The sequence below is a fragment of the Dechloromonas sp. ZY10 genome (assembly GCF_041378895.1).
Classification (GTDB): Bacteria; Pseudomonadota; Gammaproteobacteria; order Burkholderiales; family Rhodocyclaceae; genus Azonexus; species Azonexus aquae.
Genome location: NZ_CP144212.1, coordinates 1,407,238 through 1,428,978 on the forward strand (window position 1 = coordinate 1,407,238; position 21,741 = coordinate 1,428,978).

At 64.4% G+C, this 21,741-nt stretch carries 17 protein-coding genes and 1 tRNA gene; 8 read left to right on the forward strand and 10 right to left on the reverse strand.

The window, feature by feature from the left end; all coding sequences use genetic code 11:
* Positions 1 to 834 (reverse strand): presqualene diphosphate synthase HpnD, encoded by an 834-nt coding sequence (gene hpnD, locus VX159_RS06400; RefSeq protein WP_371325140.1) that lies wholly within the window; start codon positions 832 to 834, stop codon positions 1 to 3.
* A 3-nt stretch (positions 835 to 837) separates the two neighbouring features.
* Positions 838 to 1,647, reverse strand: coding sequence for a squalene synthase HpnC (gene hpnC / locus VX159_RS06405; protein WP_371325141.1), 810 nt, complete (start codon positions 1,645 to 1,647; stop codon positions 838 to 840).
* A gap of 53 nt (positions 1,648 to 1,700) precedes the next feature.
* Here hpnC and VX159_RS06410 point away from each other — a divergent pair.
* A tRNA-Leu gene (locus VX159_RS06410) sits at positions 1,701 to 1,785 on the forward strand.
* Positions 1,786 to 1,988: 203 nt separating this feature from the next.
* Here VX159_RS06410 and VX159_RS06415 read toward each other — a convergent pair.
* The 3 genes from VX159_RS06415 to VX159_RS06425 form a co-directional block, all read right to left on the reverse strand.
* Entirely contained in the window at positions 1,989 to 3,599 is a 1,611-nt protein-coding gene (locus VX159_RS06415) for a methyl-accepting chemotaxis protein (protein ID WP_371325142.1), read from the reverse strand.
* Positions 3,596 to 4,243 (reverse strand): hypothetical protein, encoded by a 648-nt coding sequence (locus VX159_RS06420; RefSeq protein WP_371325143.1) that lies wholly within the window; start codon positions 4,241 to 4,243, stop codon positions 3,596 to 3,598. Before VX159_RS06420 ends, VX159_RS06415 begins: the two co-directional genes overlap by 4 nt.
* 178 nt (positions 4,244 to 4,421) lie before the next feature.
* The gene (locus tag VX159_RS06425) at positions 4,422 to 5,081 is read right to left on the reverse strand and encodes a hypothetical protein (protein ID WP_371325144.1); all 660 of its coding nucleotides are present in this window, start codon (positions 5,079 to 5,081) and stop codon (positions 4,422 to 4,424) included.
* A 102-nt stretch (positions 5,082 to 5,183) separates the two neighbouring features.
* Between VX159_RS06425 and VX159_RS06430 the strand changes: the two genes are divergently transcribed.
* The 7 genes from VX159_RS06430 (at position 5,184) to VX159_RS06460 (ending at position 13,409) form a co-directional block, all read left to right on the forward strand.
* Complete coding sequence (locus VX159_RS06430; protein ID WP_371325145.1) at positions 5,184 to 6,332, forward strand: glycosyltransferase family 4 protein; 1,149 nt, start codon at positions 5,184 to 5,186, stop codon at positions 6,330 to 6,332.
* 120 nt (positions 6,333 to 6,452) lie between these two features.
* Complete coding sequence (locus VX159_RS06435; protein WP_371325146.1) at positions 6,453 to 7,067, forward strand: hypothetical protein; 615 nt, start codon at positions 6,453 to 6,455, stop codon at positions 7,065 to 7,067.
* Between the two features lie 148 nt (positions 7,068 to 7,215).
* On the forward strand, positions 7,216 to 9,171 hold the full coding sequence (locus VX159_RS06440; protein WP_371325147.1) for a PhoX family phosphatase: 1,956 nt from the start codon (positions 7,216 to 7,218) through the stop codon (positions 9,169 to 9,171).
* A gap of 174 nt (positions 9,172 to 9,345) precedes the next feature.
* On the forward strand, positions 9,346 to 9,501 hold the full coding sequence (locus tag VX159_RS06445; protein WP_371325148.1) for a hypothetical protein: 156 nt from the start codon (positions 9,346 to 9,348) through the stop codon (positions 9,499 to 9,501).
* Positions 9,501 to 10,421, forward strand: coding sequence for a TRAP transporter TatT component family protein (locus VX159_RS06450; protein WP_371325149.1), 921 nt, complete (start codon positions 9,501 to 9,503; stop codon positions 10,419 to 10,421). Before VX159_RS06445 ends, VX159_RS06450 begins: the two co-directional genes overlap by 1 nt.
* Before the next feature lie 72 nt (positions 10,422 to 10,493).
* Complete coding sequence (dctP, locus tag VX159_RS06455; protein ID WP_371325150.1) at positions 10,494 to 11,507, forward strand: TRAP transporter substrate-binding protein DctP; 1,014 nt, start codon at positions 10,494 to 10,496, stop codon at positions 11,505 to 11,507.
* 3 nt (positions 11,508 to 11,510) lie between these two features.
* Entirely contained in the window at positions 11,511 to 13,409 is a 1,899-nt protein-coding gene (locus tag VX159_RS06460; RefSeq protein ID WP_371325151.1) for a TRAP transporter large permease subunit, read from the forward strand.
* A 58-nt stretch (positions 13,410 to 13,467) separates the two neighbouring features.
* Here VX159_RS06460 and VX159_RS06465 read toward each other — a convergent pair whose 3' ends face one another.
* From VX159_RS06465 to VX159_RS06485, 5 genes are all read right to left on the reverse strand, one after another.
* On the reverse strand, positions 13,468 to 14,118 hold the full coding sequence (locus tag VX159_RS06465) for a BON domain-containing protein (RefSeq protein ID WP_371325152.1): 651 nt from the start codon (positions 14,116 to 14,118) through the stop codon (positions 13,468 to 13,470).
* Between the two features lie 78 nt (positions 14,119 to 14,196).
* Positions 14,197 to 15,807 carry a methyl-accepting chemotaxis protein gene (locus tag VX159_RS06470; RefSeq protein WP_371325153.1) on the reverse strand — a complete coding sequence of 537 codons (1,611 nt, stop codon included), beginning with the start codon at positions 15,805 to 15,807 and terminating at the stop codon, positions 14,197 to 14,199.
* Between the two features lie 192 nt (positions 15,808 to 15,999).
* Positions 16,000 to 18,900, reverse strand: a complete 2,901-nt coding sequence (locus tag VX159_RS06475) for an adenosylcobalamin-dependent ribonucleoside-diphosphate reductase (RefSeq protein WP_371325154.1) — start codon at positions 18,898 to 18,900, stop codon at positions 16,000 to 16,002.
* Positions 18,901 to 19,108: 208 nt separating this feature from the next.
* A complete protein-coding gene (locus tag VX159_RS06480) occupies positions 19,109 to 20,290 on the reverse strand; it encodes an acetate/propionate family kinase (RefSeq protein WP_371325155.1) in 1,182 nt (393 codons plus the stop codon).
* A gap of 3 nt (positions 20,291 to 20,293) precedes the next feature.
* Positions 20,294 to 21,715, reverse strand: coding sequence for a bifunctional enoyl-CoA hydratase/phosphate acetyltransferase (locus VX159_RS06485; RefSeq protein WP_371325156.1), 1,422 nt, complete (start codon positions 21,713 to 21,715; stop codon positions 20,294 to 20,296).
* Positions 21,716 to 21,741: the final 26 nt, after the last annotated feature.

The following is a 21,741-nucleotide window of genomic DNA, read 5'->3' on the forward strand; positions in this document are numbered from 1 at the left end:
TTAGCCCTTGATCCAAGTTTTGGCCGCCAGCCACAGCTTGCGCGTTGGCGGCAGCGAAATCCGCTGGTGCAGGACCTGGAATTTCTCGCGGCGGATTTCGTCGAGCAGGGTGCGATAAATCGCGGCCATGATCAGGCCCGGACGCTGACTTTTACGGTCAACCTTGGGTAAATGCGAAAACGCCTGCTCGTAGTAGTGCTCGGCGCGCTCGTACTGGAACTGCATCAGCGCGCTGAAATTGTCCGAGTAGCGGCCATTGAGGATGTCGGCGGCGGGGACGTTGAATTGCTTCAGTTCGTCCATCGGGATATAGATCCGGCCACGCCGCGCATCCTCGCCAATATCGCGGATGATGTTGGTCAGCTGGAACGCCATCCCGAGATCGTGCGCGTATTTCTGCGTCTGCCGTTCGCTGTAGCCGAAAATCTGCGCCGCGAGCAGGCCGACGACGCTGGCGACCCGGTAGCAGTACAGCGACAGGCCCTTGAAGTCGAGATAGCGCGACTGCAGCAGGTCCATCTCCATGCCGTCGATGATTTCCAGCAGTTGTTCGCCCGGCAGCGGAATGCTGCGGTTGACTGCCTGCAAGGCCAGCCCGACCGGATGCTGCGGCTGCCCGTCGGTGATCCGGGCAACTTCCTGGCGCCACCAGACCAGCTTGGTCGAGGCCAGCGCCGGGTCGTTGCATTCGTCAACCACGTCGTCGACCTCGCGGCAGAAGGCGTAGAGCGCCATGATCGCGCGCCGGCGCTCCAGCGGCAGAAAGAGGAAGCTGTAATAGAACGACGAGCCGCTGGCGGCGCATTTATCCTGGCAGTACTGGTCGGGCGTCATGGCTTACATTCCGAAAGTGCGAACGGCAATCACCAGCCAGTCGCGAGCCCCCAGTTTGGGGCGTTGGGTGAAAACGTCGCCGCGCACGCGGCGGATGCGTTCGAGGATGCGCAGCCCGCCCTGGATGGTCAGGCGGATTTCCCAGCCGAGGCGGCCGGGCAGTGCATGCACCAGCGGCAGGCCGCGCCGCATCAGCGCTGTGGCGCGGTCGATCTCGAAATCCATCAGCGCCGACCACGCCGGGGTAACCCGGCCGGCGGCGATCTCGGCTTCGCCGACACGAAAATGCGGGAAATCGGTTTGCGGGATGTAAACCCGCTCTTTTTCCCAGTCGACCGCAACGTCCTGCCAGAAATTGATCAGTTGCAAGGCGGTGCAGATACAGTCCGACTGTTCCAGATGCTCAGGCTCGGTGCGGCCAAACAGATGCAGCACCAGGCGCCCGACGGGGTTGGCCGAACGGCGGCAGTAGTCGAGCAACTCCGGATAATCGGCGTAACGCTTTTTCACCACATCCTGGGCAAAAGCATCGAGCAGATCACGAAACAATTGCAGCGGCAGCGAGAATTCGCTGATCACTCCGGCCAGATCGCGAAACAGCGCCGTCTCGGGCATCTCGCCAGCACCAATCAGGTCCAGTTCCGCACGGTAGGCGGCCAGTGCCTGCAGCCGCTGCTCGGGGCCGGCATCGCCCTCGTCGGCCAGGTCATCGGCGCTGCGTGCAAAACGATAGATTACCTCGATCGGCCGACGCAGACGCGCCGGTACCAGCAAGGAGGCAACGGGGAAGTTTTCGTAGTGATCGACCGGCATGGGTCGGCAAGTATAGAGGTGAAGCACGATCAGTGCTAGAATCCGGCCCGCCTGCCCAGGTGGCGAAATTGGTAGACGCACCAGATTTAGGTTCTGGCGCCGCAAGGTGTGGGGGTTCGAGTCCCTTCCTGGGCACCATCAGGCATTCCAAAGCAGTTCAAAGAGAGCCGGAAACCCAAGCAAATTCAAGGGTTCCGGCTTTTTTGTTGTTCGCAGTAACCCGGAGGCGCTTTGGCAATCTGGCGGTGCTAGGGGGATATCACGGGGGGTGTATCGCTTTCTTTCCGAGGGAGGTACCCCCAATGCGTTTGCAGATAGCGTGGCGACTCAAAGGCGTTGAATCAAATTCTGTAAGCAGAAATGATCGCCTGCATCTTGTCCGCATTAGTTGCCAGTTCAAAAGCCGAATCGGCCGTGGCGCTGGCCGCTGCGCTGTTCTCTTCGGCCATCTGGGCGATCCGCTCGACCTGCTGGGCGATTGATGTGCTGGCCATGCTCTGCTCGCGGATCGCGTCGGTGATTTCGCCCACCAGTTCGACCGCCTCGGACGAGCCGGTACCGATCTGCTGAATCGCCTGGTTGGCTTGTTCGGCACTGCCCACCCCGGTCTCGACATCGCCGACCACCGCACGGACGCCGCTGACTGCCGCCTTGGCGTTGTGCTGCATGGCGCTGATGGTGGCGGCAATTTCCTGCGTTGATAGTGCGGTGCGTTCTGCCAGCTTGCGCACCTCGTCGGCTACCACCGCAAACCCGCGTCCCTGCTCGCCGGCCCGGGCAGCCTCAATCGCGGCATTGAGCGCCAGCAGATTGGTCTGCTCAGCCACTTCCTTGATCACTGCCACCACGTTATTGACTTGATCGCTCTGCACTTCGAGTTCGGCAATCTGTACCGAGGCCTGCTCAACCCGGGCGGCGACCTCGTGGATGCTGGCTACCGTGGAATTGATGATGCGCTCGCCGTCGCGTGCCAGATTGCCGGCGCTTGCCACCTGCTGGTTGGCCGACTGCGCGCGGTCTGCGACATGGTTGATGCTGACCGTCATTTGCTCGATCGTCGCTGCCATGCTCGATGCCGATTCACTCTGCTGCGCGGAGGCCTGCGACATCTGTCCCGCCGCCGTTGCCACCCGGGCGGCGGTGCCATGCACTTGCTGACTGTGCGCAGCAATTTCGCGGAAGCTCTCCTGAATCCGCCCGATCAGGCGATTGAAGGCGCTAATGGCCAGCGCCACTTCATCCCGCCCCGAGGCATCGGCACGCTGTGTGAAATCGAGATTCTTCTCAACCTGCCCCATGGTATCGACCATCTGCGCCAGCGCCCCGGTCACCTGCCGGTACATCAGGAATCCGATCCCGGCGACCAGCAGCCCAGCGACCAGCAGCCCGCCTCCGACAACCCACACCGCCTGGCGGCCGATCTTTTCCGACAGGGCGGCTTGTTCGTTGGCCAGGTGATGGTTATACGCCGAGTGATCCATCAGGTTTTTTGAAATGCTGTCGATGACTGTACGCTGTGCAGTGACGGCCTGGGTAGCGGCTGCCAGATTTCCCTGGCGAGATAATTCCAAAACTTTGTCTGCGCCAATTAAATATTCTTGGACAAGTTTCCGGCTGTTCTGCAGGTAGCGTCGATCCTCATCCGAAACCAGATGCTTTTCATAGTCCAGAAAGGCTTGCTCAAGCTCGGCAACCCGTCCCCGGAAGCGTTTCTCATCGGCCGCCTTTTCTTCTTGCGAAATTTTGATCAAATGGGTGAGCAAAGGAGGGCGGGCACGCAGGAACGCAACCTGCATTTTTTCCAGCTGTTGAAGGCTGGGCAAAAAATTATGATTGGTGATCTCAACCCCGGTATTGATCCTGGCAATCTGAGCCAGACTGAACACCCCAAGGCCGAGCAAGCTGATTAAGGAAACAAGCACCAACAGCCCCAGGCGTTTGGCAATAGTCATGGCGATCCTTTTTCAATGATTGATGAATGGGTAAGCAATAACAGCTCGATCAGGCTTGCAGCGGGCAATGGGCCGGGCTCTGCCTGCAAACGGCTGTGTGCCTGCTTTCTTTGGCGATAGCGACGTGATTTTTCAGCGGCACTGAACGGCGCCGGCGGTACCGCTGCGGGGCCGTCGCCAATGGCATAGATTGCCTGCATCGGGCCGCGTTGGCTGCGTTGCCAGGCCTGGATGTGTATCCGCCGCTGGACAAGCAAGGCCTCCAGATAACCACCGTTTTTGAGCGTGCTGCAGGACAGTCCGGTGGCGCTGGCCAAGGCGCGGTAGCCCATCGCGCCTTGCGTGGTCAAAACCTGCTCGATCCGTCTGAGGCCAGCCGAATCGAGTGTCCGCAACGGTATCTTCGGCCGGGGTAAATCGGTCCCGGGGCCCGCACGGTATATCGGCTGAAACCGACCGCTTTCGGTTCGTTGCCAGCCGCCAATATGAATCTGCTGCAATTGCTTCAGCTGCCCCAGGTATCCGCCGTAGAGCAGGCGCCGGCGGCTAATTCCGCTGGCTAGCGCCAGGGCGTCCAGGCTCAAGCCCCGTGGGGCCTGCAATGCGGCGAGTATGCTCTGCATGCAGAGGGTCCGTTGCGCCATCACGGAAAATGCTTCTGGCACTTCTGGCCTCTGACGAAAGTAATAAATAAGAGCTCGGTATTTTACTAATCAAGGGTATGAGCACCTTGCTACTCTGCCCATTTTGGGCAGCCCGGCGGAACTTTGAGCAATACGTCTGCCGCAAGCCTTTGCGACCGGTGCCGAGCGGCTTGCCGGCTTACTCCCTGAGCATGATTCCCAGTCGTTCCGGCCAGGGGAGGTGAGTCCACCAGTCCTGAAACTTCAGGTAGTAGGCATAGCCCAGTTCCGTCAGCTGAAACACGGCCAGGTTGGGAACCCAGTGAGTGTTTGGGCAAGGGGCGCAGCAGCCGGCGGCAATCAGTAACCGACCGATGATTGCCGGATGATGCGTGCCGGGAACGACCAGAATGTCGAGTCCGGGCTCCTCTCCGGGGCCTTGTGCGGCCTGCTCCCGGGGCCGCAGTGAGGAGGTCGGGGCCGGCGTGGGAGGCGGCAGTTTGACCAGCATCGGCTCACCTCCCGCCAGCCCGCGCAGGGCGTTGAGGAGTTGAAAACGCAGGCCGTCGACCTGGCAGCGTTTGCTTGGGGCTCCTGTGCCGTATTCCGGAAATGCCGGGATCGGGACTGCTTGCGGGACGGATGCCGGGCGCGGTCGGGTCAGCTGGCGGTGGGCGTATTCGGTGGCGGCAAGCAGCAGCATGATCGACCCCTCCCTGAACTGGCGCTTGCCGGAGCCGCGCGGCACAGCAGGCGGCAGATGCGCGTGAAAAACGACACTGACCAGAATTTGACGGGAGAAGCCGGTAAAAGGTTCAGCCAAGGTGGCGGCATGGTTGCCGTTTTTTTTGATTTTCACGGTCGACCGTGGCCAGTGGCAAAAACTCCGGGGCTTGCCTGTATTTCTCCGGTAACACGGCTTGCCTACCCTGTGGTCTGTTCTGGCCAGGGGAGAAAGACGATGCAGCAAGCAGATCGGGTGGGTGGGATGCGTTTGGCGCTTGTCAGCGAAACCTGTGCGCCGGAAGTCAATGGCGTCGCCCTGACTCTTGGCCACCTGCTGTATGGCTTGCGTCAGCGCGGGCATTGGGTCGAACTGGTGCGACCCCGGCAACTGCGCGGCGATCGCGGCGGGCATGGCGAATTCACCGTTGCCGGCTTGCCTCTACCCGGTTACGCGGGTTTGCGCTTTGGCCTGCCGGCCGGCCGGATCTTGCTGCAACGCTGGCGCGAACAGCGTCCGGACCTGGTCCATGTGGTCACCGAGGGGCCGCTCGGCTGGTCGGCGGTATCGGCCGCCCGGCGCTTGGGAATTCCGGTGACTTCCGGCTATCACACCAATTTTGCCCGCTACAGCCTGCATTACCGGCTTGGCTGGTTGCGTCCGGCGGTGGCCAGCTATTTGCGGGGGTTTCATCGACGAACGCAGGCAACACTGGTGCCGACCGCAGCCCTGGCGGCAGAACTCGCCGGCGAGGGGGTGCCCGGCGTGCAGGTGGTCGGGCGTGGGGTCGATAGCAGCTTGTTCGGCCCGCAGCGCCGCAACCCCGGTTTGCGCCACTTGTGGGGAGCCGGTCCGGACGATCCGGTCTGCCTGTTTGTCAGTCGTCTGGCGCCGGAAAAGAACCTGGCCGACGTGGTCCGCGCCTTTGTCGCGCTGCGTCAACAGCAGCCGGCAGCCCGCATGGTCTGGGTCGGTGATGGGCCGGCCCGGGCGGCACTGCAGCGGGCGCATCCCGAGCACGTGTTTTGTGGTGAGCAGCGGGGTGAAAAACTGGCCGAGCACTATGCCAGTGCCGACCTGTTCCTCTTTCCCAGCCTCAGCGAAACCTGGGGTAACGTGGTTGGTGAAGCCATGGCCTCCGGTTTGCCGGTGCTTGCCTATCGCAGTGCCGCAGCGGCCGAACTGATTGTGGATGGCACTAACGGGCGGGTGGTCGCCCCTGGCGACAGCGCCGCTTTTGTTACCGCTGCCGGCCAGCTGGCCGCCGATCCGGTGGGGCGCCGCCGGATCGGGCAGGCTGCGCGGGAGAGTGTCCAGCAGCGTGGCTGGTCGGAGGTGGTGGCGCGTTTTGAGGGCATTCTGCGCCAGGTGATCGGGGGGGGCTGAAATGCCGCGCCAGAGGAGGGGGCCGGCGCGGTGACCGGTCCTCGTTGTCATCTGATGGTCATCATTTTTGCGGCCTGAACTGTGTATATTGTTTATACGGTTTTATTGAAAGGATGAATCATGGCCGAGCAGAATTCGACAACTCCCGCCGCTCCCGCCGCTCCCGCCGCTCCTGCCGCTACCGCAGGCCCCGCGACCGAGGCCCCGGTGACAGCGACCGCCAAGCCGGCAGCACGCAAGGCGGCTCGCCGCCCTGCTGCTCGTATCCAGTCTGCCGCTGCGGTACCGCCTGTTGCGGCGGCGGTCGAGGTGGCGCCGCTTACTGCCGCCGAGCCGGTGGCGAGCGACACCCTGGCTGCCAACCCGGTGAGCAAGACAGTTGCGGGCAAGGCGGCCAAGTCGGCCAGGAGTGACAAGACCGAAAAGCCGGAAAAGACCGAGAAACAAGTCAAGGCGCGCAAGCCGGCCAAAGCCGATAAAAGTGAAAAGCCCGAAAAGCCTGAAAAGCCACGTAAGGCGCGGCTGGTCCGCGACAGTTACACGATTCCGCAAAACGAGCATGAGCGTCTGGACACGATGAAGAAGCGGGCGCTGGCCTACGGGGTCAGCATCAAGAAAAGTGAATTGCTGCGTGCCGGCCTGCTGGTTCTCGATGCGCTCGACGACGCCCGTTTCAAGGCGGCGATCGAGCGGGTGGAAGTGATCAAGACCGGGCGTCCGCGCAAGGGCGACTGAAGCCGGCATCGATGCGGCGCGGCGCCGGCCGCGTGCGCCAGGGCCGCCGTTGCAAAGACGGCGGCCTTTTTTGTGCACTGCGGCAGCGTGTCATCGGCCTGCAATCATCGCCGGCGATAGTGGGACTATTGCTTCGAGGAACTGCACGATGAACGCCTTTGATCCCGCCGACCAACCGCCCTGTAACCCCTTCGCCGAGGCGCTGCCGGCCGGTCTCGCCGATCCCTTCCGCCGCCGCCTGTTGTCGGCGGCCTTGCTCGGCAGCGGTGCCGCCGCACTGAGCGCCGCCGGGATTCCTTTGCCGGCGCTGGCTGGCAGCGCCGGGCGAGCCGCCGGGTCGCTGGCGGCTTTCGGCGGCGTGCCGGTGAGTCAGGACGACCAGGTGCACCTCGGCGCCGACTATGTCGCGCAGCTCCTCTATAGCTGGGGCGATCCGGTTTCCAACGGGCCGCGCGCGGCGGCCGATGCTGCCGACAATGAAAATGCCCAGTTGCAGCAGGCCGGGATGCACCACGACGGGATGCATTTCTTTCCCTTCGTCGAGCGCGGCAAACCGTCATCGACGCATGGCCTGCTCTGCGTCAATCACGAATACACCGACGAAGGCCTGCTCCACGCCGATGGCAGCGCCAACCCGAGCCCGGCCAAAGTCGCCAAGTCCAAGGCGGCGCACGGCGTGTCGGTGATCGAGATCCGCCGTGATGCCGAAGGTGCCTGGCAGGTGGTGCGACCCTCGCGCTGGGCGCGGCGCATCACGGCGGATACCCCGTGCCGGGTGGCCGGGCCGGCGCGCGGCATTGCCGCGATGCAAACGGCCGCCGACCGCCGTGGCGAGGTGGTACTCGGCACCTTCAACAATTGCGCGATGGGGGTGACGCCGTGGGGCACCTACCTGACCTGCGAAGAAAATTTCAATAATTACTTTAAAGGCCCGGCGACGCCGAATGCCGATCAAAAACGCTACGGCTTGAGCGCCAAGGGCGGCGGTATCGGCTGGCATCGCTTTGACGAGCGTTTCGACAGCACCCTGCATCCCAACGAGCCCAACCGCTTCGGCTGGGTGGTCGAGATCGACCCGCAGCGGCCCGATTTGCCGCCGGTCAAGCGCACCGCGCTCGGCCGCTGCAAGCACGAGGGGGCGACCGTGACGCTGGCCCGCGACGGGCGGGTGGTGGTGTACATGGGCGACGACGAGCGTTTCGAGTACGTCTATAAATTCGTTTCGCAGCGCCGCTACATTGCCGGCGAGCGCGACCCCGGCAGCCTGCTCGACGAGGGCACGCTCTACGCCGCGCGCTTCGACGAGGACGGCAGCGGCCGCTGGCTGCCGCTGCGCCACGGCGAAAAATACCCGCGCGGCGGGTTGACCGTGGATCATGGCTTTGCCAATCAGGGCGAGGTCGCGATCCGCTGCCGCCAGGCCGCCGACCTCGCCGGGGCAACGCCGATGGACCGTCCCGAATGGATCGCGGTGCATCCGCACAGCGGCGAGGTCTACGTCACGCTGACCAACAACGACCAGCGCGGCAGCCCCGAGCGGCCCGGGATCAACGCTGCCAACCCGCGTCCCCGCAACGTCTTCGGCCAGATCGTGCGCTGGCGCGAGCAGGGCGGCGACGCGGCAGCGGAAAGCTTCAGCTGGGACATTTTCGCCCTCGCTGGCGACCCGCAGCATCCCGAGCCGGCGCAGCAGGGCACGGTGCGCGGCGACGCCTACGGCAGCCCGGACGGCCTGTGGTTTGATCCCAGCGGCCGGCTGTGGATTCAGACCGACGTGTCGACCAGCGCCATGCATCGGGGCGACTACCAGCGCCTGGGCAATAACCAGATGCTGGTGGCCGACGTTGCCAGCGGCGAAACCCGGCGCTTTCTCACTGGCCCGCGCGGCTGCGAATTGACCGGGATCAGCGCGACGCCGGATGGGCGGACGCTGTTCGTCAATATCCAGCATCCCGGCGAGCCAGCCAACGAACAATCCGACCCGCAGCGGCCAACTGCGGTCTCGGCCTGGCCGGCCAATCAGTTTCCCGAGGCCGTCGGCGGTCGGCCGCGCTCCGCGACGCTGGCAATCCGCCGGCGCGACGGGCGGCCGGTGCTGGATTAAGCCCCGGGCCGGATGGGCGGAAAGGGCTGGCTGGATGCCGCAGCGCTGCCGCCGCCACTATGGCTCGCTGGCCGCCTGGTGCGGCGCTGGTTCAAGGGGGCTACGGCTAGGGGGACGCCAGCGGAGATGGGTGTCCGAATCAAGGTTTTCAGGTTCTCAGCAGGAGTTTTAGGCATGCAGAAATCGAATCGCAGCGAGATTGCCGCTTTTCCCGAACTGTTTACCGGGCTCGATCAGTTTGTTGCTGAACAGGCTGGTCGCTGGCTGAAAGGCGGCGGCGTGGTTTTTGTCCTGGCGCTGGCCCTGAGTGCGGCCAGTTGTGCTGCCTGATGCGTGGCTGCTGGCAGTGGCCGGCCGCTCGCCGGCCAGGGCGGGCGATCCTGTGCGCGGCTTTGCTGCTGGCACTGGGCGCCTGTTCGCCGCGCCAGTTGATCGTCGGCAGTCTGGCAGACGAACTGGCGGCACAGGGTGCAGGGGCCGAGGATGACCTGGAACTGGCGCGCGACGCCGCGCCGTATCACCTGAAATTGTCCGAGGCCGTGCTCGCCCGCCAGCCGCAGCACGCAGCGCTGGCGCAGGCGGTGGCGGCCGGGTTCACGCAGTACGCCTGGGCCTTTGTCGCCTTCGACGCCGAGCAGATCGAGGAACGCGACGCCGCTGCCGCCGAGCGCCTGCGCCAGCGGGCGGCGGCGCTCTATCTACGGGCCTGGCGACACGCGGCGACGGCGCTGGCCGGCGCCCCCGAGGCTTTACCGGCCTTGCTCGCCGGCGACTGGCAGCCGGCCCCGGCGCAGGTCGGGCTGGCCTATTGGGCGGCCGCCGCCTGGGGCGCGCGGATTGCCTTGAGCAAGGACCAGCCCGAAATCGTCGCCGACCTGCCGCTGGCGATCCGCCTGGCCGAGCGCGCGGCGCAGGTCGAGCCGGACTGGGGGCGGGGGGCCTTGCACGGCCTGCTCGCCAGCTTCGAGGCCGGGCGGCCGGGCGGCGATCTGCGACGCGCCGCCGCCGGTTTCGAGCGGGCGATTGCACTGGCGCAGGGGCAACTGGCTGCGCCCTACGTTGCCAAGGCTGAGGCGATTGCACTCGCCGCCGGCGACCGCGCCGGCTTCGAGGCCTTGCTCCGGCAGGCGCTGGCGGTGCGTGAGCGTTCCGCTGGCGGCGACGGGAGCCAGGAGGGCGATGCGCTGGCTAACGAAATCATGCGTCGGCGCGCGCGCTGGCTGCTCGGGCGCGCTGACGATCTGTTTTGAGCTGTGCCGGCAGTGGCCGGGCGGCGTTTTTTGGTCTTTTTCACGGTCGACCGTGAATTTGGGGGATTTTCGATGTTGAGGAAGCTTTGGCCGTTGCTGATCTGCGCCTGTTTGGCCTTGGGCAATGGGGCGGCGGGTGCCGCCGACAAGCAGTTGCGGATCGGCACGCTGGCGCCGAAGAATTCGCTCTACCACCGGCAATTGCTCGAAGTCGGCGAGGCCTGGCGGGCGGCGCAGGGCGGCAGCGGCAAGTACCTGGTTTATCCTGACGGCAGCCAGGGCGGCGAGACCGACATGGCGCGGCGGATGCGTATCGGCCAGTTGCAGGGGGCGTTGCTTTCGGTGGTCGGGCTGCGCGAGATCGAACCGTCGATTGCCGCCTTGCAGGCGCTGCCGCTGCTCTTCCGCTCGTGGGAAGAAGTCGATTACGTGCGCGAGAAAATGCGCGCCGGGATGGAGCAGAAATTCCTCGACAAGGGTTTCGTCGTCCTCGCCTGGGGCGATGCCGGCTGGGTCCGCTTTTTCTCGAAGGAGGCGGCGCTGCGCCCGGACGACTACCAGCGAATGAAGTTTTTCGCCTGGGCCGGCGAAAACGAGCAGCAGGCGATCATGAAGAGCCTGGGCTATACGCCGGTGCCGCTGGAAACCAGCGACATCCTGCCGGCGATCCAGACCGGGATGATCAATGCCGTGCCATCGACGCCGTATTTCGCGCTGGCGACGCAGATTTATACCAGTGCGCCGCACATGCTCGACATCAACTGGGCGCCGATTGTCGGGGCCCTGGTGATCACCAAGAAAGCCTGGGATGAGAGCAGCCCCGAGGCACAGGCCGCCTTGCGCAGTGCCGGCGCCAAGGCGGGAATGCAGATGCGGGCCAAGGCGCGGCAGGAAGTCGACGAGGCGGTCGCAGCGATGAAAAAGCGCGGACTCACGGTTAACACCCCGAATCCGGCACAAATGCAGGAATGGCAGGCGCTGGCCGAAAAACTCTACCCGCGCATTCGCGGCAAGATGGTGCCGGCCGAGACCTTCGACGAGGTCATGGGCCATCTCAAGGACTTCCGCAGCGGCAAGGCGAAGTAAGCGATGGCTGCCCGCGAACTGGAAGGGCGCCCGCTGCACATGCGCTGGCCTCGTCGTGTCGCTGAGGCGCTTGGCCACGGCAGCGAGCGTCTCGCCGAATTCTTCGCCAGCGGCGCGCTGGCGCTGATGCTGCTGTTGCCGCTCGCCGAGATCGCGGTCCGCCCGCTGCTCGGCGAAGGCATCCAGAACCAGCCGCTGCTGGTGCAGCACTTTGGCCTGATCCTGGCGATGGCCGGTGCCGTGCTTGCCGAGCGTGGCGGCCACCTGACCACGCTTGGCCCCGGCCTCGCCGCCTTGCCGCAGCCCGGGCTCAGGACCTTCGCCGGCTGGGCCGGGGCAGGCGGCACGGCGCTGCTCTGCGGCGTGCTGGCGCAGGCCAGCTGGACCTTCGTCGCCAGCGAAATGGCCGGCGGCCGGCTGCTCGCCTACGCCTTGCCCGGCTGGCTGATTCAGCTGGCGATGCCGCTCGGCTTTGCCGCGCTCGGCATCCGCTATGGCAGCAAACTCGGCGGCCTGGCCGGCGGGGGCGCGGGTGGCAGTCTCACGGTGCGCATTGCTGGCGCGCTGCTGCCGCTGGTCGGCTGGTTGCTGGCGGCGCAATTCGACGGGACGAGCCTGCCGCTTTTACCGCTGTTATTGCTGTTGACCGTGGTGCTGCTCTGCGGCGCGCCGATTTTTGCCGTGCTCGGCGGGCTGGCGCTGGCGCTGTTCTGGGCCGAGGGCCAGCCGCTGGCGGCGATCCCGCTCAGTCATTACCAGATCACGGTCAATCCTTCGCTGCCGGCGCTGCCGCTATTCACGCTGGCCGGGCTGATCTTTGCCCGCACTGGTGCCGCCGCCCGGCTCGGCGCCTTGTTCACCGCGCTCTCTGGGGGCGGGGCACGCGGCACGGCGATTGCGGCGGCGGTGCTTTGTTCGGTATTCACCGCCTTCACCGGCGGCAGCGGCGTCACCATCCTGGCGCTCGGTGGGCTCTTACTGCCCTTGCTGACCCAGGCCGGGCTGCCGCAGCGGCGCGGTATTGGCCTGGTGACCAGCGCCAGCGCCCTCGGCGTGCTGCTGGCGCCGTCGGTGCCGCTGATCATGTACGCGATCATCGCCCGCGTGCCAATCAACACCATGTTCCTCGCCGGGCTGCTGCCGGCGGCGCTGATGGTCGCCTGCCTGCTCGTGGTCGGCGGGTTTCTGCGCCGCGACGGCCTGGCGCCGGCAGCAGCGAGTGCCGCGCCGACCGACTGGGCGGCGGTGCGCCGTGCGGCCTGGTGCGCGCGTTGGGAAATCGCCGCGCCGCTGGTTGCCATCGGCTCGCTCGCCGGCGGTCTGGCGACGCCGACCGAGAGTGCGGCGCTGACCGCCGCCTACGCGCTGCTGACCCAGGCCTGGGCGCAACGCGAGGTCGATGCCGCCTTGCTGCGCCGCTGTCTGGCCGATTGCGCGCAGGTGATCGGCGGCATCATGCTGATCCTCGGTATGGCGCTGGGCCTGACCAATTACCTGGTCGATGCCGGGATTCCCGACGCCGCGATTGAAACCGCGCAGGCCTGGCTGCCGAACAAGTGGGCTTTCCTGCTCGCGCTCAACGTCTTCCTGCTGCTGGCCGGCGCCTTGATGGAGATATTTGCGGCGATTGTCGTGCTGGTGCCGCTGCTGCTGCCGGTAGCCACCAGCTACGGAATCGACCCGGTGCATTTCGGGATCATCTTCCTGGCCAATATCGAAATGGGCTTTCTCTGCCCGCCGGCCGGGATGAATCTCTATTTCGCCTCGGCGATGTTCGGGCGGCCGCTACGCGAGGTCGCGGTTTCGGTGCTGCCCGCCGTCGCCGCAATTTTTATCGGGGCGCTGGCGATTTCGCTGCTGCCTTTTCTCGCTACCTGGCTGCCGGGCTTGCTGCTGCCCTGAGCCGGGCAAAAAACGCAATTTTCACGGTCGACCGTGAATTCGGCCGAAAAGCCGCGCTTCAGCGGCTTTCGACCGGTGCCGGGGGGCTTGCGGGCGGCGGCGCGTGGCGGCGCAATTCGGCGTCACTGAGGATTTCGAACAGGCTGACGACGCGGCGCACGCCATCGGTGGTGCGGGCGATTTCAATCGCGATCTTACTTTCGCGCTCGCCGACCAGGCCCATCAGGTAGGTCGTGCCGCGCTCGGTGACGACCTTGATATGGTTGGCCGAGAGTTGCTTGTCCTCGATCAGCCGCGCCTTGACCTTGGCGTCGGTCAGCGAGTCCCGGCTGCGGGCAGCCAGCGACGAGGGCGGCATGACCGCGCTTTCGTCGTGAATCTGGCGGATACCTTCGATTCCCCGCAGGCTGGCCTGGATTTCCTGGCGCGCCTGTTCGTTCGGCACTTCGCCGGTGATCAGCAGCTTGCGGTTGTAGGACGTGAAATTGAGGTGAGCGCTGTCGCGGTATTTTTCCGGCAGACGGGCGGCTGCCTTCCACTCGGTGCTTTCATCGTCGGTCAGGGTGCCAAAACTGCGCCGGTCATGCAGCGCCAGCGCGCCAACCCCGCCGGTGGCAACCACGGCGGTGGCGCAACCTGATAGCGACGGGAGCAGGCTGACGAGGCCAAGGGCGAAAGAGAGGCCGGAAAGCAGTCGGGGCTTGAGCATGACGGTGCGGAATAAAGGTGGGATCAGAACCGCGATTATCCCGCATCCGGATGATGTTTTCTCTAAGCAAACATGACACTAGACCCGGTACTCCCCGATGATTGCCTGCATTTCCTCGGCCAGGCGGGCAAGTTCGCCGGCCGTGTCTGAGGTCGATTCGGCTGCCGCGCTGTTTTCCTCGGTCATCTGGGCAATACTTTCGACCTGCTGGGCGATGGTCGTGCTGGCTTCGCTCTGTTCGCGGATCGAGTCCGAAATGTCGCTGACCATGCCAACGGTGCGGGTCGAGCCGCTGCCGATTTCCTGCATCGCGCTGCTGGCGCGCTCGGCATGGCCGACGCCGGCGTCGACACTGCCTTCTACCGTCTGCATGCTGTGCACCGCAGCCTGCGCGCTATTCAGCATCTCCTGAATGGTGCTGGCGATTTCCTGGGTCGACAGCCCGGTGCGCTCGGCGAGTTTGCGCACTTCGTCGGCAACCACGGCGAATCCGCGCCCCTGCTCGCCGGCGCGGGCCGCTTCGATGGCGGCGTTGAGCGCGAGCAGATTGGTCTGGTCAGCAATTTCGCGGATCACCTGGACCACGCTGCTGATTTTTTCGCTCTGCGTTTCGAGATCGCTGATTTGCTGCGAAGCATTGCCTACGCTCTGGGCAATGCTGTTGATGGCGCCGACCGTGTTGCCAATGATGCCTTCCCCGTCGCGGGCCAATTGACCGGCGCTGCGGGTCAGCTTGGCGGTTTCGTCGGCGCGGTCGGCCACATGGTTGATGCTCACCGTCAGTTCTTCGATCGAGGCGGCCATGCTGGCCGCCGAGTCGCTTTGCTGGCTGGAGGCGATGGACATTTCGTGGGCGGCGGTCGACACCCGGTTGGCTGCGGAATTGACTGCGGCCGCCCGCTCTGAAATCTGGCGGAAACTGCTCTGCAACCGCTCCAGCAACTGATTGAAAGCGCGGCTGGCAGTTGAAATCTCATCTTTGCCGTTGGTCGGAATCCGGGTCGTGAAGTCCAGGTCGCGCTCGATCCGGGTAAAGGCAGCAATCATTTGTTGCAGCGCATGGCTGACCTGGCGATAGACGAAGTAGCCGATCGCAATCAGCAGGACGGTGGTGGCCAGGGCAACGCCGATGATGAAACTGCGGGTCTTGCGGTAGTCTTCCTCGGCGGTCCTGGCGTGCTGGGTGGCCAGTTCCTGGTTGTATTTGCCGTGGTCGCTCAGTGATTTGGCCAGTCCGTCGATGGTTGCGCGCTTGGCCGCCAGCAGTCGGGTAGCTTCCTCAATATGACCATCGCGCGAGGCCTTGAAAATATCCCGGCTGGCTTGCTTGTAGTCCTGCAGCAGGCGTTTGCTGTTTTCCAGCATTTCCCGGTCTTTGGCGTCGACAACCAGTTTTTCGTAGTCGGCGAGGGATTTTTCGGCTTGCGCAATGCGCTCGTCAAAACGTTTTTCAAAGGCAGCTTTTTTCTCCGGGTCGCTTTCCAGCATGTGACTCAGCAACGGAGGGCGGGCACGCAAGTAGGCGGTTTGTGCGTCGCCGAGGATGATGATGCTGGGGATACTGTTGGTGTCGGTTTCCACGATCCCGTCGTGGATGGCGACCAGCTTGTACAGGGTGCTACCGACCAGTACGACCAGCGAAAGAACTGCGACCAGAATCAGCAGCAGCAGGCGTTGTGCGATGCTCATGTGACTTCCCCCTCGGCGATCCCCAATGTCAGTGTCGGGTAATGGTATCACTTAGGTGATGCCCCGATCTTTTGGTTCAGTTCGGCCATCTGGCTTGCCCATGGCTTGAGCACGGGCGAGGGAAAAACGAAGGCCCCGGGATCGGCATTCGATCCCGGGGCCTTCGGTGGCCTGCCGTTGTCTGCCTTGCGTTTAGCCGCAGGTACCGACCGCGCCGCAGGCGGTACAGAAGTCGCAGCCGTCCTTGCGGATCACGGTGTGGTTGCCGCACTCGCTACACAGCTTGCCCTGGGTCGGCAGCACCTTGTTGCTGGTGGTGTCTTCCGGGGCTTCGAGGATGCCCATCTGCTGCAGCGGGAAGCCGGCTTCGTCGAGGATGCCGAGCATCGCGTAGCGATGAATGATCAGGTGGGCGATGTAGGCGACGGTGGACGGATAGGTCTGCTGTTTGCGTGAGCCGGGAACGAAGGCCATGAAATCGCCGAGCGGCTCGGAGTAGTCGAGCAATTTGCGCAGCTTCATGCCGATCCAGGCCGGGTCGAGCACGCGCATGTCGAGCGACAGCAGCTTGCACAGGCCGTCGAGGGCACGCGGGTAGTTACCGGCCAGCCACATCGAGTAGGGACGGGTAACGCCGTCGGGCAGGGTGATTTCCTTGAGGCCGAGGACGAAGTCTTCGCCGGTCGAGGGATTGCTGACATCGACTGTCCAGGACAGCGTGCCGTCGGTACCGGTCTTCGGCTCCTTGGCGCTGAACAGCGCATCCTTCACTGGCGTCGGGCCTTCGTGCTTGAAGGCGCCGAGCTGTTCGCAACGCCAGCGGATGATCTGGGCCATCGCCGAGACTACCGACGGCTGGCGCTTCTTCTCGCCGTGCGGGGGCATGGCGATATCGACCGCATCGCCGGGCGTTTTGGCCAGGGCTTCGAGCTTCATTTCCAGCCAGCCGTGGTCGTTGGCGCGCATGTCCATCGACAGCGTCTTGGCGACGGCGCCGAGGCCGCGCGGTTCGGCCGGGCCGTTGGTCCACACTTCGAACGGCCAGGCACGGCCTTCAGGTTCGACATGGCCGACGAAGAGCGCGAACTTGCCGATCGCCGAATCCAGCATGTAGGTCCAGCACAGATTGCCTTCCGGCAGGTTCGGGCGGCCAGGCCAGCGCAGGCTGGCCAGCACTGGCGCTGGCAGGTGCTTGATTTCAAGACGGCGGTTGGCGTCGGAGATGAAATCCTGCGGCGATTTGGCATCGGCGGCAGCAGGTGCTGGTTCGGTCTTGGCCGGTTCGACCGAGAGGACGGAGCCGAGCACGCTGTTCGGGCGATAGGTGGCCAGGCCTTTGAGGCCGGCCTTCCAGGCTTGCATGTAGAGGTCCTGGAAATCCTCGTAGGGATAGTCGGCAGGCACGTTCACCGTCTTCGAAATCGAGGTGTCGATGTACGGTGCGACGGCGGCGACCATGTCGGCGTGGGCCTTGGCCGAGATTTCGAGGGCAGTGACGAAGTAGTCAGGCAACTTGGCGACATCGCCACCCTGGTGCTTGTACAGGCGCCAGGCGTAGTCCTCGACCGCGTATTCCTTGAGCGTGCCGTCCGGCATCCTTTTTTTGCGGTTGTAGGTCCAGGAGAAGGGGGGTTCGATCCCGTTCGAGGCGTTGTCGGCGAAGGCCAGCGAAATGGTGCCGGTCGGGGCAATCGACAAAAGGTGTGAGTTGCGCAGGCCGTGCTTGCGGATTTCGTTCTTGACCTCGTTGGGCAGACGGGAGGCGAAGTTGCCGCCCGACAGATACAGTTCGGCGTTGAACAGCGGGAAGGCGCCGCGTTCCTTGGCCAGTTCGACCGAGGCGAGGTAGGCGGTGTCGCGCATGAATTCGCTGATGCGGCTGGCCAGGGCGCGCGCTTCCGGCTTGTCGTAGCGCAGGCGGAGCATGGCCAGGGTGTCGCCCAGGCCGGTAAAGCCGAGGCCGACGCGACGCTTGTTGGCGGCTTCTTCTGCCTGGCGTTCGAGCGGCCAGTGAGTCGCGTCGAGGACGTTGTCGAGCATCCGGATCGAGACGCGGACGGCTTCGGCAAAGCCTTCGAAGTCGAAGCTGGCCTTGTCCGAGAAGGCATCGCGGACGTACAGCGTGAGGTTAAGCGAACCCAGGCAGCAGCAGCCGTAAGGCGGCAGGGGCTGTTCGGCGCAGGGATTGGTGGCTTCGATCAGTTCGCAGTAGTTGAGGTTGTTGTCCTTGTTCATCCGGTCGAGGAAGAGAATCCCCGGCTCGGCGTGATCGTAGGTGGACTTCATGACCTGGTCCCACAGGTCGCGGGCGCGCAGCTTGCGGTAGACCCACAGGCCATCCTCGCGCTGATAGGCGCCGGCAGAACGCATGTCGGTGTTGGGTTCGCTGCGATGCAGCAATTCGACGTCGCCGTCCTGATCAACCGCTTCCATGAAGGCATCGGTGACGCCGATGGAAATGTTGAAGTTGGTCAGGTCGCCGTGGTCCTTGGCATGGATGAATTCCTCGATGTCCGGGTGGTCGCAGCGCAGCACGCCCATCTGGGCGCCGCGACGGGCACCGGCGGATTCGACGGTTTCGCAGGAGCGGTCGAAAACGCGCATGTAGGAAACCGGGCCGGAGGCGCGCGATTGCGTGCCCTTGACCAGCGCGCCCTGCGGCCGGATCGACGAGAAGTCGTAGCCGACGCCGCCACCGCGGCGCATGGTTTCTGCGGCCTGGGCCAGCGCGGTGTAGATGCCGGGGCGGCCATCGACGGTTTCGACGATCGAGTCGCCGACTGGCTGGACGAAACAATTGATCAGCGTCGCCTGGAGATCGGTTCCGGCGGCAGAGTTGATCCGGCCGGCCGGGATGAAACCGTTTTCCTGGGCCCACAGGAATTTTGCTTCCCAGTGGGCGCGGTCCTTTTCCTGCTCGACCTGAGCGAGCGCCCAGGCCACCCGCTTGCGCACGTCGTGGACGTTCGTTTCCTTGCCTTTGGCGTATTTTTCGATCAGGACTTCGGCCGAAATTTCCTGTTCGGGCAAAGGCGCGAACTCCGGCGGTGCCGGGATTTCGGTCAGGGAAAGTTGTTCAGCTAAAGGGGCCATCGCTTGCTCCTTGGGAGATTTTTTGTTAGAGGGTATTTTGGTGTGTCTGAGGAAGGAATCTACTATATCTAGTGGTGAGTGGCAATCCGTTGACTAGATACAGTGGGTTGTGCCTTGCCTCTCCAAGATGCCCTTGTCTTCGAGGAAGGCCAGAAAAAACAAGGCCCCGGCCACTTCTGCGACCGGGGCCGGAAGGTGCGCGGAGGGCTTACAGCGCCAGGACGGCGCAGGCATGCTGCGCGATCATCCATTCTTCGTTGGTCGGGATCACCAGGACATCGACCCGGCTATCGGTGGCGGCAATGCGGGTCTGGTCATCGGTATTCGCCTGCTCGTTGAGGGCCAGCCCGAGCCAGGCCGATTGTTCGCAGACCCGGCGGCGGACTTCGGCGGCGTGTTCGCCGATGCCGCCGGTGAACACCAGCGCGTCGAGGCCGCCGATGGCTGCGGCGAGCGAACCGATTTCACGGACGATGCGGTAGCAGTAGAGCGCAATCGCTTCCTCGGCTTCCGGCTGGGCGGCGGCGAGCAGGGTGCGCATGTCCTGGCTGATCCCGGAGACGCCGAGCAGGCCGGATTCCTTGTAGAGCAGCCGGGTCAGCTCCTTGGAGCCCATCCCCTTGTTGTCGATCAGGTAGAGCAGCACGCCGGGGTCGATGGCGCCGGTGCGGGTGCCCATCATCAGCCCGTCGATGGCGGTGAAGCCCATGGTCGAGGCGATGCTCTTGCGTCCGATCATGGCGCAGGCCGACGAGCCGTTGCCGAGGTGGCAGACGATCACCCGGCCGTCGGCGCGCTCGCTGTGTTCGGGCAGGACGCGGGCGATGTACTCGTAGGAGAGGCCGTGGAAACCGTAGCGCTTGACGCCTTCGGCCGACAGTGCGCGGGGAATCGCGAAGGCCTGGGCGACCGGCGGATTGCTGCGGTGGAAGGCGGTATCAAAGCAGGCGACCTGTGGCAGTTGCGGCAGGGTTCGGGCGATGGCCTTGATCCCGTTGAGGTTGTGCGGCTGGTGCAGCGGCGCCAGGTTGATGAATTGTTCGAGTTGCGCGAGTTTTTCACGGTCGACCGCCATCGGGGCCGAAAACAGTTCGCCGCCATGCACCACGCGGTGGCCAACGGCAGCGATCTCGACGCCGCTGAGGTGTTCGCCGATCCACTTGAGCAGGAAGTCGAGCGAGGCGGCGTGTTGCGCTTCCTGCTCGCCGCTCAGCGGCAGGGCGATTTCGTGCTTGCCGCTGCGGTCCTTGGCGACCAGCCTGGCGGCGGCGCCGATACCGTCGATCTGACCGGAGAGGGCCGGTGTGGCGGCCAGCTGGCCGTCGTGTTCGTAGAGCGAAAACTTGATCGACGACGAACCGGCGTTGATGGTGAGAATTCCACGAGCCATGAGTTACTGTGCTCCCTTGTTGCGATTGGCGTGGGCGACCAGCGCGGCGATCACGCACGAGGCAGTCCGCGTTTCGGCGGTGTCGGCGCGGCTGGTCAGGACGATGGGTACCTTGGCGCCGAGGACGATGCCGGCCGTCAGCGCGTTGGCGAGATATTCAAGTTGCTTGGCAACCATGTTGCCGGATTCGAGGTCGGGGACGACCAGGATTTCGGCGTGGCCGGCGACCGCCGACTTGATTCCCTTGGTTTTGGCGGCGACGATCGAGACTGCGTTGTCGAAGGCCAGCGGACCGTCGAGCAGGCCGCCCTTGATCTGGCCACGGTCGGCCATTTTGCACAGGGCGGCGGCATCGAGCGTGGACTGGATCTTGGGATTGACTGTCTCGACGGCCGAAAGGATGGCTACCTTGGGTTCGGCGATGCCGATCACGTGGGCGAGGTCGATCGCGTTCTGGATGATGTGCACCTTTTCTTCCAGCGTCGGTGCGATGTTGATCGCCGCATCGGTGATCAGCAGCGGCCGGTGATAGGTTGGCACGTCCATCAGGAAGACGTGGCTGATCCGGCGCGAGGTACGCAGGCCGGCGGCCCGGCTGACCACTTCGCCCATCAGTTCGTCGGTATGCAGACTGCCTTTCATCAGCGCTTCGGCATCGCCGGTCCGGACCAGTGAAACCGCCAGCGCAGCGGCATCGTGACTGTGCGCGGCATGCACGATGCGGATGCCGTGCAGGTCGATGCCGAATTCCTCGGCCACCGCGCGAATCTTGTTTTCCGGGCCGACCAGGATGGGTTCGATGATCCCGGCCTGAAAAGCCTGCACCGGGCCTTTGAGCGACTCCTTGTCGCACGGGTGGGCGACGGCGGTCGGGATCGGCTCCAGGCCCTTGACCCGTTGCAACAGGTGGGTGTAACGCTCGTGCTTGTCGTCAATGTGGATTTCCGGCAGATACACTTCCTGCAGGTGGCTGACCTTTTCGCTCGGGGCGAGTACTTCGACGCTACCGCGCACGACCTGCAGGCCTTCCTGGTTGGTGCATACGCAGTCGAACAGGACATGCTGGTTGTGCGCGAATTTCTGCTTGGCGGTGACGGTGATGGTCACTGTGTCGCCGATGCTGACCGGGCGGGCAAAGTGCAGCGACTGGTCGATCAGGATGGTGCCCGGGCCGGGAAACTGGGTGCCGAGGATGGTCGAAATCAGCGAACCGCTCCACATCCCGTGCGCCATCACCTCGCGGAACAGGCCGCTGTGCGAGTACTCGGGGTTGGCGACACCGGGGTTGATCTCGCCGGTGAGGACGGCGAACAGCTTGACGTCCTCGGGCATCAGCGTCTTGGTCAGCGAAGCACTTTCGCCGACGTGAATTTCGTTGAAGGTCTTGTTGACCACATGGCGTTGTTCGCCGTTGTTGCTGTGCATGTGCTTTCTCCCTGCAATGAACGGAT